We start from the raw sequence: 14,824 nt of genomic DNA, 5'->3' as shown, positions 1-14,824 counted from the left end.
AGAAACTCGACGCTGCAATCGCTTCAATCTCTTTTGGGCTTTTCTCAGGTAGCGTGGATTATCTACTTTATTTCCTTCGCTATCGGTATAGAAATGATTTAATCCCACATCTAATCCGATATTCCTACCTGTTGGCTCCAATGTCTGCTTAACATCAACATTAACGCAGAACTGGCAATAGTATCCATCGGCTCTTTTGATTAATCTGACTCTTTGAATTTGCTTTATTTGGTAAAAGTGCAAATCGTAGGTTCCGATTAATCTGAAAGTACCCATCCCTTTCTTGTCGGTGAAGGTGATAGTTTTCTTGTCATCAGAAAGCTTCCATCCCGATTTCTTGTACTCAACAGAACGTTGATTCTTTTTGAACCTTGGAAAGCCTTTCTTGCCAAGAGCCTTCTTTTTGCAATTGTTAAAAAAGCGGGAAATACCAGCCCAACATCTTTCTGCTGATGCCTGCCTAGCTGTCGAGTTGAGTACAGACGCAAAGGAAAATTCCTTAGCTAGTCTCGCAGTGTATTTATTCAAGTCGTAGCCACTCACGCCAATGTTCTCCATCCAATACCTTAAGCATTTATTTCGGATGAATTGAGAGGTGCGAATCGCTTCATCAATTGCTTGACACTGCTTTATTTTCCCTTTCAACTTGAACTCGTAGACTATCATGGTTAATCGACCAATCACCAATTTTATAGTAGCATAAATTCACAAAAATGTCGATTTGCTACGCTCAATCTGAGTTAATTGGTCACAATTCATCTCCCGTTACAGCGTAGCTTAACGGGAGATGAATTGTTCCATTAAGATAAAAGTGGAGCAAACCCTTCTGCCTTCTACATTCTGGCATCAGATCCCGGACTGCTTCAAGAAGGCAGGGATTTAAAATATAATCGGCAATTCTTGAAACAAGTTAAATTATGATCTCCACACTTATTAATCAAATGGATTCTGCGTGGCAACTCTTCTTACACAACTCTGACTGGATGGCGTGGAATTTATTTTTAGCCTTAATCCCGTTAGCTTTAAGTGTAATTCTGTTTACTTTACCTCAAATTTTAGGTTTTAAATATAAATTAAACTCTTTTTTATGGGGTGTATTATTTCTGGTATTTATAGCTTTTTTACCTAACGCTCCCTACGTTTTAACCGATTTAATTCATTTGGTGGCGAATATTAAACAGCATAATTCTCTTTGGGTAATAATGTTAGTGATATTTCCACAATATTTTTTATTTACACTAATTGGGTTTACGGCTTATGTATTGTCTTTAATCAATTTAGTTAAATTCTTAAAAAGCAAAGGTTGGCAACAAAAATATATTGTTACTGCTGAATTAGTGGCTCATGCCCTTTCTGCTATAGGTGTTTATTTAGGAAGATTCCTCCGATTTAATAGTTGGGATATCATCACTGACTTACCTAATTTAATTAATAGTTTAACAAATGACTTAATAGGAAAAAGACCAATAATGACCATCAGCATTATCTTTGTGGGTTTGACGATTTTATATTGGGTAATGAAACAAATAAGTTTAGGAATTATGCTAAGAATTAAGCAAATCAATAATCAAAGGGAAATTTCCCCGACCTAAATTTGGTCGCATTACGGTGATGAGTAAACTGATTAACCTTCTTCGCGTATTGCTGTGACACTAACAACAGCAGTATCATCCTCTTACGCTCTTGAATTAATTAATACCGTGTCGATCAAACTGGTCAATAAAATTCATTTTCGTAACCTGCGCGGCGACCTATTTGGCGGCTTGACAGCAGCGATCGTAGCATTACCTTTGGCGCTAGCATTTGGGGTTTCCTCTGGGGCAGGGGCGATCGCAGGGCTATATGGCGCGATTTTCGTCGGCTTTTTCGCTGCCCTATTTGGTGGCACTCCCGCCCAAGTTTCTGGGCCAACAGGTCCGATGACTGTAGTCATCACCACCGTAATCGCAGCGTTAGTGGGACGTTACCCGGAAACTGGGCTGACGCTGGCTTTTACCGTGATCATGTTGGGCGGAGCTTTCCAAATTTTATTCGGCGTGCTGCGTTTGGGACAGTACATTACTTTAATGCCTTACACCGTAATTTCTGGCTTCATGTCGGGGATTGGGGTGATTATTATTTTGCTGGAAATTCCGCCACTGTTGGGCTATGAAAGCACAGGCGGAGTTTGGGGAACGCTGCAACAACTACCAACTTACCTGAGTCAACCAAACCTTGTAGCATTGGGACTAGGATTGTTGACGTTGGCGATCGTCTTTACAGCACCAGCCAAACTGAATCGCATTCTACCCTCACCTCTGTTAGCGTTAGTAGTCGTTACTGTCTTGTCAGTGGTGTTTTTTGGCAAGGCAGAAATTCCCCGGATTGGCGAAATCCCCACAGGATTACCCACTCTAAGAATGCCCGCATTTAACTTGAGCGAATTAAAAGATATGTTTCGCTATGGGTTAATGTTGGGGGTATTGGGGGCGATCGATTCCCTGTTAACCTCCCTAGTAGCAGATAGCATTACCCGCACTCAACATGATTCTGACAAAGAATTGATTGGACAGGGAATTGGTAACTGTTTGTCGGGACTATTTGGCGGCTTACCGGGCGCAGGCGCTACCATGCGGACAGTGGTAAATGTCCAAGCTGGAGGCAAAACACCCCTATCTGGGATGACTCATGCGGTGGTGCTACTTTTAGTGGTACTCTGGGCTGGGCCATTAACAACCGCAATTCCCCAAGCTGTGCTCGCAGGTTTGTTGCTTAAGGTGGGCTTTGACATTATTGATTGGGGATTTATTAAGCGTGTCCATCATCTATCCTTTAAAGGCACTGGATTGATGTATTTGGTGCTACTGCTAACGGTGTTTGTGGATTTGATTACGGCAGTAGTAGTCGGGGTATTTATTGCAAATATGCTGACAATTAAACGCTTGACGGATGTCCAAAGCGATCGCTTTAAAGCCATCACTGAACCAACACAATCTCATAATTTAACTCCTGCTGAACAAGAAATTTTGAGCCAAGCTGAAGGAGATATTTTACTATTCCAATTAGGTGGTTCTTTGAGCTTTGGTGCGGCTAAGATTATCTCCCAGCGAATCACGATTATTAAAGATTATCAAGTCCTAGTTTTGGATTTAAGCGACGTACCCTCGATCGGTGTCACAGCAGCTTTAGCCGTAGAAACAATAGTAGAAGATGCCGTTAAACGTCATCGTCATGTTTGGATTGTCGTTTCTCCCGGACAAGTTCAGCGCCGCATTGAAACACTTAAATTACATCGATTTTTGCCCAAAACTAACTCTTCTAATATTGAAGCTGGGACTGTGAAATTGCCACAAATCTCCCTAGTGGAAAATCGTTTTCAAGCATTACAATCCGCATTAGCGATCGTCCAAGAAGAAAGGCAGTAAAAAAATTATTTTCCCCATCCCCCCATCTCCCCATCCCCCCATCAGTTCATTTCCCCAACTGTTGTCTAGCAGCTTCTAAAATTAACCGTTGTTCCGCCCGGACGATCGCATTATGGGTGAATTCTACTGCATCCAAACTGACAGAAATTGAACTAATTCCCCATCTTACTAAATGCTCAATTAACTCTGGATATTGTCCAGGTGCTTGACCACAAATTGAACAAGGAATACCTAATTGTTTCGCCATTTCAATTAATTGGCGAATTGCTTGCATAACTGCGGGATGACGTTCATCAAAAGCAGCGGACATTTCGGCTCGATCGCGATCGACACCCAGTAAAAGTTGCGTCAAATCATTAGTACCAATAGAAATTCCCCTACAACCAGCTTTCACATAATCTGGGAGCAAAAATAGCACCGAAGGAACTTCCGCCATCATCCAAAGTTGAAATTGAGTATAAGCAAAAAGACCAAATTCGCTAATCCGATGACGACAGAAAGCAAACTCCTCCACCGTGCGAACAAAAGGCAGAATTAAATTAACATTGGTGTAACCTGACTGGAAAACCTCTTGCAACACTTCTAATTCCAAATCAAAAAAAGTTTGGTCTTGCAGATAAGCAAAAGTACCCCGCATCCCTAACATAGGATTAGCTTCTTTAGTCGATTGCGGAAACATATTTTGGAACTCATGCGATCGCCAATCCAAAGAACGATAAAAAACCGGACGAGGTGCAAAAGCACTAGCAAATTCACAAACTGCTTCCGTCAACTTTTCCACTAACTGTTCTCGATGTCCAGAATTTAACCAACGATTCGGATGTTGTCCTTCCAAAACTTCCAATAACATCAACTCTGAACGTAATAAACCTACACCATCAACAGGTAAATTAGCGGCACGTTCGATCGTGCTGGGTTGACTAAGATTTACCATCAATTGAGTTGCCATTAGTGATGGTGAATTTAACCTTTGGAGTCTTTCCCGATCCCCTAACTCCACAATAGACGCTCTACTCCTATTTTTCGGTTTCTTTAACTTTAACCCCTGTTCGCTGTCTAACAGGATCTCTCCGCGATCGCCATCCACCAGCAAAAAATCACCAGTTTGGATCATCTTCGTCGCATGAGACACCCCAACAACAGCAGGGATTCCCAATTCTCTAGCAATAATCGCCGCATGGCAAGTCATCCCCCCTTGTTCCGCCACTACCCCCGCCGCCTTTCGCAACAAAGGAAGCCAATCAGGGTGCAGATGTCTTAAGATTAAAATTTCCCCAGCCGGAATATTTTCCCAATTTTGAGTAAAATTAGTGACTACCTGGGCTTTAGCGATCGCTTTACCCCCAGCTGCCCCTAAACCTTTAAACACTTGAGTCGAAACGGGAATAGCCGAAGATCGGGAAATCGGCAGATCGGGAGATGGAGAAGATTCCCTTTGTTCCACCCGACTCTCCATCTTTAGTTCCCTTTCCTCATTTCGCTGCTCACAAGTTTGAATTTGCGTAATATAAAACTGAGGCTGTAAAACTTCTGACTCGTTAGCTACTAAAATCCAACCGACAGACAAAGCTACACCCAATTCAGCCGTCAATTGAGATCCCAACTGTACCAAATCTGACAAATAACTAGCTGACAAAACATACTGTTTTTGTGCTTCTTCACTGGGTAAATAAACCTCTAGAGGCGGGTTTACAATTACTTGATTCCATCTTTGTGCAACTGAAGCTGGCGCACTTTCCTGCAACCGATAAGCTAAAGTTTTCACCCCAAGTTTTTGGTTGAGGATATCATTATTTTCTGGTTGTACCTGATAAAAATCAGGTAAAATTTCACCCTTGACTAAGGGCATTTCCAATCCCCAAGTTGCTTGTATTTCATAAATAGAAGCTTGTCTGCTGGCGGTTGTTGGGGAAATTAAACCTCCTGTTTGTAGCCAACCACTAGCCAAACTGTTTTGCAGCGGTTGAACTAAGATCGCAAAATGAATTTTGTGTAGCTGGACACCAAGACGCTGCCAATAGAGTAAACTTCTAGCGCGGAATAACTCCGCCCAAGTTCGTTTTAAAGCATTAGCGATCGCACTATGCGCCGCACCAGAAGCGATCGCAGATGCCGAAACATCACAAACATGACTTTCCCACAACCCAAGAAGATTCACCGAGGAATAATCACTGATTTGAGAAGGTAAAGCGAAAGAAGGGCGGAAAATCAGCGCCTTTGCGGATAAATTCCCACAAATTCCCACTAATTCATCCAACCACGCCTCTGGTAACGCCGTAGCAATAATTTCCCGTCGAATATGTTGCGCCACTAATTGCAATTGTCGCGGATTATCTACATCCAAATGGAGAGCAGAATTCGCCAAATCAGCAAAAAATGGGTCTAACCACTCAATAGAAGCCAGAAATTGCCGCAATACTGGAGCTTTAACCACAAAACCAGGAACTATCGGATAACCCCTGTGAATTAAATGGCTCAAGTAAAACGCCTTTTCGCCTACAGCGAGGCGATCGTCAAATCGAATCTGGTCAAGCCAGAGAAAATCATCCACAGATAGACAGAAAAATTAACATAATATTTTATTTTCCCTTTTTCATTGTGCCGTGGCGTGGTGTCTCCTGCTTTTCTGCTAATTGCAGCAAAACCTCTGGAAACATTACAAACAACATCTGTAGAGTAGATCAAGAAGTAAGTAAGTGAAAGTATCGGCATGGCCGTTTCTCCAACTCCAGAAACCAAGTCCGTGCGTGAGATCAGCGCCATTTCCCTGTTAATTGACCTCGCAGAACGCGGGGAAATTGACCCTTGGGATGTACAGGTCATTGAAGTGATTGACTTAGCTTTGAGTCAACTAGCCGCTTTAAATGATACTCGTTCTGGCTCTTGCGAGGCTGACTTATCTCAATCTGGACAAGCGTTTTTAGATGCCTCTCTGTTAGTGTTACTCAAAGCTAAAACTTTAGAGGAACTAGAATTATTCACCGATGAAGCTGATGTGGAAACAGAAGCGGAAATTGCTGAGTTGGATGATTGGGGTAATCCTTTATTACTACCCAGGAATTTGGAACGTCAACTACGCCGTAGACCTACGCCAGCACCACCCACTCGCCGACGGGTAACTCTTCAAGAGTTAATCGACCAACTGCGGTTAGTCGCAGCTGCCATTGAGAAAAAACCACCAAAAATCCGTACCAGTCCCTTGCGTTCCCAGTCACGCACCCAAGCGATGCGCGTCGCTATGGAATTGGTGAATGAAGAAAATTCTGTGGAAGTGGCAGCAGAATTGGAACATTTACTGGCTACATTCTGGTCAGAAGATACGGAAGATGACAATTGGTTAGATTTAGACCTGCTAGTACACTTATGGTGGCAAAGAAAACAAAGAGATCTGGAGGTATCTACAGAGATTGCTGCACAGCTGGCGGTTGTAGCGGATGACTCTGCTCAAACTGTGGAATTAGAAGCCGCAGAAACCTTTTCTGTTATTCATCCTTCACCCCAAGAATTAGTCAATGAACGGGTGAACGTTTTCTGGGCTTTGTTGATGCTTTCGGCTCAGTCCAAGGTAGAGTTAGTTCAAGAGGAATTCTACCAAGACTTGAAAATCCGCACTTTAGTAGAAGTGGAAGAAAATCGATCGGCTTCACCGATGAGTGAATCAGTTCCAGGCAAGTGACAATTGATGAAGGAAGCAAGACAATAAATTAATGAGCACTGACAAGTAGCCAATTTATATGGACTCTAGTTTGAGGTAAGCATATTTATGAAAGCCATGATTCTGGCAGCAGGTAAAGGTACTCGCGTTCGCCCAATTACATATACTGTACCCAAACCCTTAATTCCGATTTTGCAAAAGCCAGTGATGGAGTTTTTAGTTGAATTGCTGCGCTTGCATGGTTTTGACCAAATTATGGTCAATGTCAGCCATTTGGCGGATGAGATTGAAAATTATTTTCGTGATGGTCAAAGGTTTGGGGTACAAATTGGCTATTCTTTTGAAGGCAGAATTGATGAAGGTAAGTTAGTTGGAGAGGCGATCGGATCGGCAGGCGGAATCAAACGCATTCAAGATTTTTATCCTTTCTTTGATGATACTTTTGTGGTATTGTGCGGCGATGCTTTGATCGATTTGGATTTGACGGAAGCGGTGAAATGGCACAAGGCAAAAGGTGCGATCGCCACCGTAGTCATGAAGTCTGTTCCCAAAGAAGAAGTTCCTAGTTACGGCGTAGTCGTGACTGATGAAGAGGGAAGAATCAAAGCTTTCCAAGAAAAACCCAGTGTGGAAGAAGCCCTCAGCACTGATATCAACACGGGTATTTATATTTTTGAACCTGAAGTTTTGAATTATGTTCCTTCAGGTATGGAGTACGATTTAGGCGGTCAGTTATTCCCTAAATTAGTGGAAATGAATGCTCCTTTTTATGGAGTAACAATGGATTTCCAATGGGTAGATATTGGAAAAGTTCCTGATTATTGGCGGGCGATTCGTGATGTATTAATGGGGAAAGTGAAAAATGTTTCTATTCCCGGACATGAAGTGCGCCCCGGTGTTTTTACTGGCTTAAATGTGGCAGTAAATTGGGACAAAGTTGATATTAAAGGCCCAGTTTATATTGGTGGCATGACTCGCATTGAAGATGGGGCAAAAATTGTTGGCCCAACGATGATCGGCCCAAATTGTTGGGTTTGTAAAGGTGCAACTGTAGATAACAGTATTATTTTTGAATACTCACGTTTGGGAGAAGGTGTGCAACTAGTAGATAAGCTGGTGTTTGGTCGTTATTGTATTGACAAAACGGGTGCGGCGATCGATGTTCAAGCCGCAGCTTTAGACTGGTTGATTACTGATACTCGCCAAGAACCTCCTTCGATGACTCCGATCGAACGACAAGCGATCGCAGAAGTTCTCGGTCTCGAAACTCGGTAAAAGAGGCAGGGGGGCAGGGGGGCAGGGGTGCAAGAAAAGTCCGTTACTCAAAACGTCCCCAGTCCCCAGTCCCCAGTCCCCAGTCCCCAGTCCGCTTCTTAATCGACCAAATAAGTGTACCGACTGAGACTGCGTTCGTAATTTTGCAGTAACAGTTGAGATTCTTGTAAAGTAATGCGTTTTTCTTGCAAGGCTTGTTCGGAACGACGGCGAATTTGTTCGACTAAATCTTCCACATCATACTGTACATAACCGAGTACTTCGTTCATGGTGTCACCTTTAACAACGTGCTCAATTTGATATCCCTTGGGAGTAAGTTTGATGTGAACGGCATTAGTATCACCGAACAAATTATGTAGAGAACCCATAATTTCTTGGTATGCGCCATTGAGGAACATTCCTAAATAGTAAGGTTCTTCGGATTTTAAAGAATGAAGTTCCAGAACTGATTTAACATCGCGGAGATCGATAAAGCGATCGATCTTGCCATCGCTATCACAAGTTAAATCGGCCAAAATTGCTCTTTCTGTTGGTTCTTGATCTAAGCGATGAATGGGCAAAATTGGGAATAGTTGATCGATCGCCCAACAATCAGGTGCCGACTGGAAAACTGACATATTAATGTAATAGATGGAAGCCATGATTTTTTCCAAGTCTTCCAACTCGTCAGGAACATAATCTTGTTCTCTGGTCAACTTCACAATTTTCCGACAACAAGCCCAGTAAAACCTTTCAACTCTCGCTCTTTCAGTGAGTCGCAAAATTCCTAAATTAAACCGACTAACTGCTTCTTCTTTGAACTGAGTAGCATCATGATAAGCTTCTTGGTAATTCTCAGAATTAATTGATTGATAGGTTTCCCAAAGATTCCAAATAATCGGAGGTTCTCCTTCTTGTGGCGGTTCAGGTTCTTCATTAGGAACATCGCTACTACCAAGAACGTCAAAAATCAAGACTGATTGATGAGATGCGATCGCTCTACCACTTTCACTGACTAAAGTAGGAACCGAGACATTATTTTCCGCGCAAGCGTCCTTTAACTCTGCCACAATATCGTAAGCATAGTTTTGCATATTGTAGTTTTTGGACGCATAGAAATTAGTTTGGGAACCGTCATAATCTACCGCCAAACCACCACCGACATCAAGATATTTCATATCTGCACCCAATCTCGCCAACTCCACATAAATTTTGCTGGCTTCTTGGATGGCATCTTTAATTACTTGAATAGCCGAAATTTGGGAACCAATATGAAAATGTAGCAACTGCAAAGAACTTAACAGATCCGCTTCCCGAAACTTGTCTACAACTTGAATAATTTCCGGGATAGTTAAGCCAAATTTAGCGCGATCGCCCGTAGAAGTTCCCCAACGTCCCACGCCTTGAGTACTCAATTTAGCACGCACGCCAACAATGGGTTTAATCCCCAAATTTTTCGCTGCATCAATTACCAAATTGACTTCTTCAGTTTGTTCTAAGACAATGATTGGAGTTTGTCCTAAACGCTGGGCTAACATTGCCGTTTCAATGTATTCTTGGTCTTTGTAACCATTGCAAATCAGCAAAGCCCCAGGCGTATCTAACATTGCCAAAGCAATCATTAATTCCGGTTTAGAACCCGCTTCCAAGCCAAATTGATGTGGTTTACCAAAAGTAACCAAATCTTCAATTAAGTGGCGTTGTTGGTTGCATTTGACGGGATAGACACCCTTGTAAGTGCCGGGGTAGTTGTAACGTGCGATCGCTTTCGCAAAACAAGCATTTAATCGCTCAATCCGATCCTCTAAAATATCCGAAAAGCGAATCATCAACGGCAAACCCAAATTCCGCTGTTTCAGAGCATTTACCAACTCAAATAAATCCAGCGAACCACCACGCTCACCTTTAGGCGAAACAGTAATATGACCAGCCGCATTAATAGAAAAATAAGGCTGACCCCAACCTTCAATTCGATACAGGGCTTCGCTATCTTCAATACTCCACTGTCTAGTTACTTCTCTAGCCACCAATGGCATACCCTTATCCACTTGTGCTAAAGCCGAAGATTTCACATTTTCTTCCACAGTGGTATCTTCAGTCCGTGAGTAAGCCCCCATAGTTCTCGCCCCTACAACAACTACCGAATAGACAGTTTAGCGTATTGGCTAGCAAGTAGTTGGCTAATTTCCTCACCAAGCTTGTCCAGTTTCCCCAACCATTAGAAATTAATAAAAATTTCACCCCAGAAAGCTTTACCATACTATCCGGTAGACAATGTTTGGGAGCGAATTTTTTTGTGGAACGCACATTTTTAGCAATCAAACCCGACGGTGTACAGCGAGCACTTATAGGCGAAATCATCAGCCGTTTGGAAAGCAAAGGTTTTACCTTAGTAGGTTTAAAACTAGTCAAAGTCAGCCGCGAACTCGCTGAAAAACACTACGACGTGCATAAGGAAAGACCATTTTTCCCCGGTTTGGTTGACTTTATTACCTCTGGTCCCGTGGTAGCAATGGTTTGGGAAGGCGACGGGGTAATCGCCTCGGCAAGGAAAATTATTGGTGCTACCAATCCTTTAAATGCTGAACCTGGTACAATTCGTGGTGATTTTGGTGTGAGTGTGGGACGTAATTTAATTCACGGTTCCGATGCGCCAGAAACTGCAACTCGCGAAATTAGTCTTTGGTTCAAAGACGAAGAATTGGTAAATTGGCAACCAACAATTACCCCTTGGTTGTATGAATAATTTTAGTTGAGTTTCATTTTTCTGCCACCGCTAATCCGGTGGCTTTTTTCTTGTTAAAATTAGGAAAAAAACAACAGGTTCGTTGTAGGGATTTAGTCCTACTGTTTGAGGTTGCTACGACTGAAGTCGTCACTACAAACTAATTTATTGGGAAGTATCTTTTATGTTTCAATACGACCCGAAATTACATTGGCCTTCGGCGGAAGATTTACCCGATTCTGATGATACTCCTGTGGATAATGAATTACAAGATTTAATTCCGGGTTTACTCAAAGCAATATTAGCTTTAATTTGGGTCGATCGACAGGATTGGTTTTTCGGTGTTGATATGGGAATTTATTATCATCCTGAACAAAGTGCGATCGTACCTGATGGTTTTCTTAGTTTAGGTGTTGAGCGTTGTATCGATGAAGATTTACGCTTAAGTTACACCCTTTGGGAAGAAAAGCAAGTACCAATTTTTGTCTTAGAAGTTATCTCCCAAACTTACCGAGGCGAGTTAACAACTAAGAAAGATAAGTACGCTGAATTAGGAGTTTTGTACTATGCAGTGTATAACCCGCGGCGGCGCAGAAAACCCCGTTTAGAAGTGTTTAAATTAATTGATGGAGTTTATGATTTGTTGCCCGGTAATCCTGTTTGGATGCCAGAAATCGGTTTAGGAATTGGTAGAGAAGAGGGAGTTTATCAAGGAATAAATCGAGAATGGTTGTATTGGTATAATCAACAAAATCAGAGGTTTTTAACAGCGGAAGAACGAGCTTTTGCGGCAGAAAGACGGGTGGAGATATTGGGGGAGAGATTGCGATCGCTAGGAATAGATCCAGACACCTTAATATAAACATAGTCTAGCCATCTTGTATAAAATGAAAACTACAAGAGTTAAGGAGTAAAAAATATTCCGACTAACGAACAAATACTAAGCTGCTTTACTCTCAGCTGTTGGGCAACAAAAATGTATCTACCAATTTACCTAATTCGTTTTGATGAACGCACTGGGGATGTGTTCTTCTTAGCAGGTGAAGAAACTGAGATATCAATTTACCCTAATGGAGAATGGAGATTTGAGTCATGAAACCTAACTTTCAAACCATGAGTCGAAAAGAGTTAAGGGAATATGTACTAGCACATCGAGATGATGATGAAGCTTTCTATGCTTTAATGGACAAAATAAAGCAAAACCCAAACAGAGGGCCAGTTTTTCCAGCACCAAAATCAATTGATGACTTGAAACATTTCCCTGAGTTGTTAGAAAAACACCGACAAAGGAAACAAGAAGAACAATAAGTTATAAACAAGAATCAGAAACCCGGTTTCTCAGAGAAACCGGGTTTCTAAAATCCTGGCTAAACTACTCGCCAAATCCTAATTGTTTTATCACTACTACCACTAACAAGTGTTCTTTGATCTGGACTAATAGCCAAAGTCTTGTCATTACTGCCACTAACAAGCGTCTTCCCATCTCGACTGATGGCGAGAGAAAAAATAGTATCCGAATGCCCAGTTAGGGTGCGTAAGTCACTACTCAAATTACTTCGATCGCTAAGTAGTAATTATACTCAAGTTAATCAAAGCTCAAGTGATAATAAATAATAAAAAATCCTACTTTTAGCTAAATATTACTAAGCAAAAGTTGCGATTACTAAAATTTAGTGACAATTGTGTGACCTGCTAATCTTCTGACTTTAAGTTATATGCCAAAACCCAACTCTGTTAAAGAATCGGGTTTGGCAAAGGGAATATTTAATTAAGGAAAATTGTCTGAATTTCTGACTTAACGAAATGTTTCTTGTTTTTCTGCTTCAGGGGTGGTAATTTCGGGTTCAGTTTCCGAATCATTTGCTGTGCGCTTAGAAAATCCCCAAATAAATAGCAGTGCAATGATACTAATCATTATCCATTCTGGGGGAATTAAATCTGGGTTAAATGCTCTTACTAGTAACCGCAATCCTACGATGCCAACGGTGAAATAACCAGCGTCTCCTAAATGGACGAATTCATCTAACCAACGGATGAATAAACCTGCCATGAATCGCAATGTGATGATGCCGATCGTCGCACCTGTCAAGACTAACCAAATTTCCTTAGAAACTGCGATCGCAGTTGTCACACTATCCAAAGAAAAAGCTAAATCCGTAAACGCAATCATTGGAATAGCGTGCCAAACTGAGGGAAATCTAGGGCCATGATGATGGTGTTCTTCATTATCATTCGAGGTAAAATATTGGAACACTAGCCAAAGTAGATAAAGCCCACCCAATACTTCAAACTGCCAGTATTTTGTCACCCAGGTAGCTGTTAAAATTAAAGCCATTCTAAGTATGTATGCTATCAGCAAACCTATATTGAGCGCCTGACGTTGGAGTTTGCTATCTGCGAGTCCTTGGGAAATTGCGGCTAAGGCGATCGCATTATCCGCAGACAACACCGCCTCTAAAAACACTAAAATCACTAAAATGAACAGCGTCTCAATCCCAACATTAAAAGGAGAGTTAAATATCTGATCCAGCATTAATTATTTCTCAAACCTGACAGTTTATCTTCAACAGCTAACAGTCCACAACCCTTTGCTAAAGAGATTACCTCCATATTAACTAATCTTTAATAAAGTTTTTCAGTTTTCAGTTAGGCAGGTTTCGGGAGTTTTAAATTTAGAATTTTCCTGCCCACCTGCCCCTCTGCCCCTCTGCCCACCTGCCCCCCTACCCCTTTGTCCCGATTTATTGCGACTTGTTACAAAGTATTCCAAAAAGGGGGTAGTTTGACGGAAATTGGTGAACGAACACCCCTAAATCAGGAGATGAGCAATATGTCGATATCTGATACCCAAGTTTTTGTAGCCCTTGTTGTAGCGTTGATTCCGGGAATTCTCGCCTTCCGTCTCGCTACAGAACTTTATAAATAAACAACTCCCGTTTAGGGAATGGGGGTTTTTGGGAAGCTTCAGATTGAAGGAGAGACATCTATTGCCTGTCTGGTGTCTGTTGCTTCTCAATAATTCCCCAAGGGCGGAATTTTCTGGGGCATCTACAGGAGGAAGTGGTAGCCAGGGGATCTAAATAGTTGAATGTGGAGTTCTCGGATCGGCACAAATAGTGTAAACCATCTGGTACTGTCTGCAATCAACTGCTAGGATATACCCTGCTGCTAGCTTCCTACCGCACTGCCAGATATGCCAGCCGCACTTTTTTTGGTGTGGGAATGTCATAATCTCAGTCAGGTATGAGCGGTAAGCTTTCCCTTTCCTTAGCGACTTAGCCCTGGTTGTAGTTTAGGAAAAACCCTTTCAGGATCATGAATGCAATTCAACCATCAAGACCACACCTGGAACCGATACAATCTCCGACTCCCAAAGTTGTACGGAAAAAAGTTCCACAGTTACGAACTCAGCGAACTGGCGCACTTGCTATAGAAACAACTGTTAAATTAGCAGTTAATGTAATTATTTCTGGAGTAGCAGTTTCTAGCTTGGTGCATTTATTGCCTTATCACCAATCAATACAAACCAAGTTACAAGAAATTAGGTTTGAAGTTAAAGAAACTGAGCAGCGGGTTAGTCGCTTGGAAACAGAATACAAGCGTACTTCCGATCCGCAACAAGCAAAAAATATTATGCGCGAACAGAGTCATTTAGTTGATCCGGCACGCCGTCAGATTGTTTTGCTTCGTAAAGATAACAAAGGTATTCAGGAATTAGATTAAGCAGTGGCGATCGCAGGAATTTTTGGGATTGTTTGCTGAAGCTCGATCGGGAAAAGGGGAGCA

General features: G+C 41.9%; 14 protein-coding genes and 1 pseudogene. 10 read left to right on the top strand and 5 right to left on the bottom strand.

Annotation, left to right across the window (positions count from 1 at the left end):
* A partial coding sequence (locus ACE1B6_RS17390; RefSeq protein WP_413258513.1) for an RNA-guided endonuclease InsQ/TnpB family protein occupies positions 1 to 666 on the bottom strand: 666 nt, incomplete at its 3' end.
* Between the two features lie 251 nt (positions 667 to 917).
* Here ACE1B6_RS17390 and ACE1B6_RS17385 point away from each other — a divergent pair.
* On the top strand, positions 918 to 1,592 hold the full coding sequence (locus tag ACE1B6_RS17385) for a DUF1361 domain-containing protein (protein ID WP_413258512.1): 675 nt from the start codon (positions 918 to 920) through the stop codon (positions 1,590 to 1,592).
* A gap of 108 nt (positions 1,593 to 1,700) precedes the next feature.
* Positions 1,701 to 3,404 (top strand): SulP family inorganic anion transporter, encoded by a 1,704-nt coding sequence (locus ACE1B6_RS17380; RefSeq protein ID WP_413258511.1) that lies wholly within the window; start codon positions 1,701 to 1,703, stop codon positions 3,402 to 3,404.
* Positions 3,405 to 3,450: 46 nt separating this feature from the next.
* On the opposite strand, the gene ACE1B6_RS17375 is transcribed toward ACE1B6_RS17380, so the two are convergent.
* Entirely contained in the window at positions 3,451 to 5,955 is a 2,505-nt protein-coding gene (locus ACE1B6_RS17375) for a putative PEP-binding protein (protein ID WP_413258510.1), read from the bottom strand.
* 159 nt (positions 5,956 to 6,114) lie between these two features.
* On the opposite strand from ACE1B6_RS17375, the gene ACE1B6_RS17370 reads away from it, so the two are divergent.
* Both ACE1B6_RS17370 and ACE1B6_RS17365 read left to right on the top strand, forming a co-directional pair.
* Positions 6,115 to 7,080, top strand: coding sequence for a segregation/condensation protein A (locus ACE1B6_RS17370; RefSeq protein ID WP_413258509.1), 966 nt, complete (start codon positions 6,115 to 6,117; stop codon positions 7,078 to 7,080).
* 87 nt (positions 7,081 to 7,167) lie between these two features.
* Positions 7,168 to 8,334, top strand: coding sequence for a sugar phosphate nucleotidyltransferase (locus tag ACE1B6_RS17365; protein WP_413258508.1), 1,167 nt, complete (start codon positions 7,168 to 7,170; stop codon positions 8,332 to 8,334).
* 98 nt (positions 8,335 to 8,432) lie between these two features.
* Here ACE1B6_RS17365 and speA read toward each other — a convergent pair whose 3' ends face one another.
* On the bottom strand, positions 8,433 to 10,430 hold the full coding sequence (speA, locus tag ACE1B6_RS17360) for a biosynthetic arginine decarboxylase (protein ID WP_459563049.1): 1,998 nt from the start codon (positions 10,428 to 10,430) through the stop codon (positions 8,433 to 8,435).
* Between the two features lie 179 nt (positions 10,431 to 10,609).
* Here speA and ndk point away from each other — a divergent pair, with 179 nt between their 5' ends.
* The 4 genes from ndk to ACE1B6_RS17340 all read left to right on the top strand — a co-directional run bounded on the left by ndk (position 10,610) and on the right by ACE1B6_RS17340 (position 12,346).
* Positions 10,610 to 11,059, top strand: coding sequence for a nucleoside-diphosphate kinase (gene ndk, locus ACE1B6_RS17355; protein ID WP_413258515.1), 450 nt, complete (start codon positions 10,610 to 10,612; stop codon positions 11,057 to 11,059).
* Positions 11,060 to 11,222: 163 nt separating this feature from the next.
* Positions 11,223 to 11,900 carry a Uma2 family endonuclease gene (locus ACE1B6_RS17350; protein WP_413258507.1) on the top strand — a complete coding sequence of 226 codons (678 nt, stop codon included), beginning with the start codon at positions 11,223 to 11,225 and terminating at the stop codon, positions 11,898 to 11,900.
* 57 nt (positions 11,901 to 11,957) lie between these two features.
* Complete coding sequence (locus ACE1B6_RS17345) at positions 11,958 to 12,134, top strand: DUF6888 family protein (RefSeq protein WP_413258514.1); 177 nt, start codon at positions 11,958 to 11,960, stop codon at positions 12,132 to 12,134.
* Entirely contained in the window at positions 12,131 to 12,346 is a 216-nt protein-coding gene (locus ACE1B6_RS17340; protein ID WP_413258506.1) for a DUF6887 family protein, read from the top strand. The genes ACE1B6_RS17345 and ACE1B6_RS17340 overlap by 4 nt, the downstream gene beginning before the upstream one ends.
* 59 nt (positions 12,347 to 12,405) lie before the next feature.
* Here the strand turns inward: ACE1B6_RS17340 and ACE1B6_RS17335 are convergent.
* Positions 12,406 to 12,576, bottom strand: a pseudogene (locus tag ACE1B6_RS17335) (WD40 repeat domain-containing protein); the annotation flags it as partial.
* Between the two features lie 257 nt (positions 12,577 to 12,833).
* Positions 12,834 to 13,571: a TerC family protein gene (locus ACE1B6_RS17330; RefSeq protein ID WP_413258504.1), complete on the bottom strand. Its 738-nt coding sequence runs from the start codon at positions 13,569 to 13,571 to the stop codon at positions 12,834 to 12,836.
* Positions 13,572 to 13,868: 297 nt separating this feature from the next.
* Between ACE1B6_RS17330 and psaM the strand changes: the two genes are divergently transcribed.
* Together psaM and ACE1B6_RS17320 are read left to right on the top strand one after the other, a co-directional pair.
* Positions 13,869 to 13,964, top strand: a complete 96-nt coding sequence (psaM, locus tag ACE1B6_RS17325; RefSeq protein WP_073596774.1) for a photosystem I reaction center subunit XII — start codon at positions 13,869 to 13,871, stop codon at positions 13,962 to 13,964.
* Between the two features lie 389 nt (positions 13,965 to 14,353).
* The gene (locus ACE1B6_RS17320) at positions 14,354 to 14,761 is read left to right on the top strand and encodes a slr1601 family putative cell division protein (RefSeq protein WP_413258503.1); all 408 of its coding nucleotides are present in this window, start codon (positions 14,354 to 14,356) and stop codon (positions 14,759 to 14,761) included.
* The last annotated feature ends 63 nt before the right edge of the window (positions 14,762 to 14,824 follow it).

The sequence above is a fragment of the Floridaenema fluviatile BLCC-F154 genome, from assembly GCF_041929135.1.
Classification (GTDB): Bacteria; Cyanobacteriota; Cyanobacteriia; order Cyanobacteriales; family Aerosakkonemataceae; genus Floridanema; species Floridanema fluviatile.
The sequence above is the reverse complement of the archived record's forward strand: the minus strand, read 5'-3'. Positions and strand labels throughout refer to the sequence as shown.

Coding starts and splice junctions, on each gene's coding strand:
- speA (WP_459563049.1), bottom strand. CDS start 10,430: ATGGGGGCTTACTCACGGACTGAAGATACCACTGTGGAAGAAAATGTG.
- ACE1B6_RS17330 (WP_413258504.1), bottom strand. CDS start 13,571: ATGCTGGATCAGATATTTAACTCTCCTTTTAATGTTGGGATTGAGACG.
- ACE1B6_RS17370 (WP_413258509.1), top strand. CDS start 6,115: ATGGCCGTTTCTCCAACTCCAGAAACCAAGTCCGTGCGTGAGATCAGC.
- ACE1B6_RS17385 (WP_413258512.1), top strand. CDS start 918: ATGATCTCCACACTTATTAATCAAATGGATTCTGCGTGGCAACTCTTC.
- ACE1B6_RS17320 (WP_413258503.1), top strand. CDS start 14,354: ATGAATGCAATTCAACCATCAAGACCACACCTGGAACCGATACAATCT.
- ACE1B6_RS17350 (WP_413258507.1), top strand. CDS start 11,223: ATGTTTCAATACGACCCGAAATTACATTGGCCTTCGGCGGAAGATTTA.
- psaM (WP_073596774.1), top strand. CDS start 13,869: ATGTCGATATCTGATACCCAAGTTTTTGTAGCCCTTGTTGTAGCGTTG.
- ACE1B6_RS17365 (WP_413258508.1), top strand. CDS start 7,168: ATGAAAGCCATGATTCTGGCAGCAGGTAAAGGTACTCGCGTTCGCCCA.
- ACE1B6_RS17340 (WP_413258506.1), top strand. CDS start 12,131: ATGAAACCTAACTTTCAAACCATGAGTCGAAAAGAGTTAAGGGAATAT.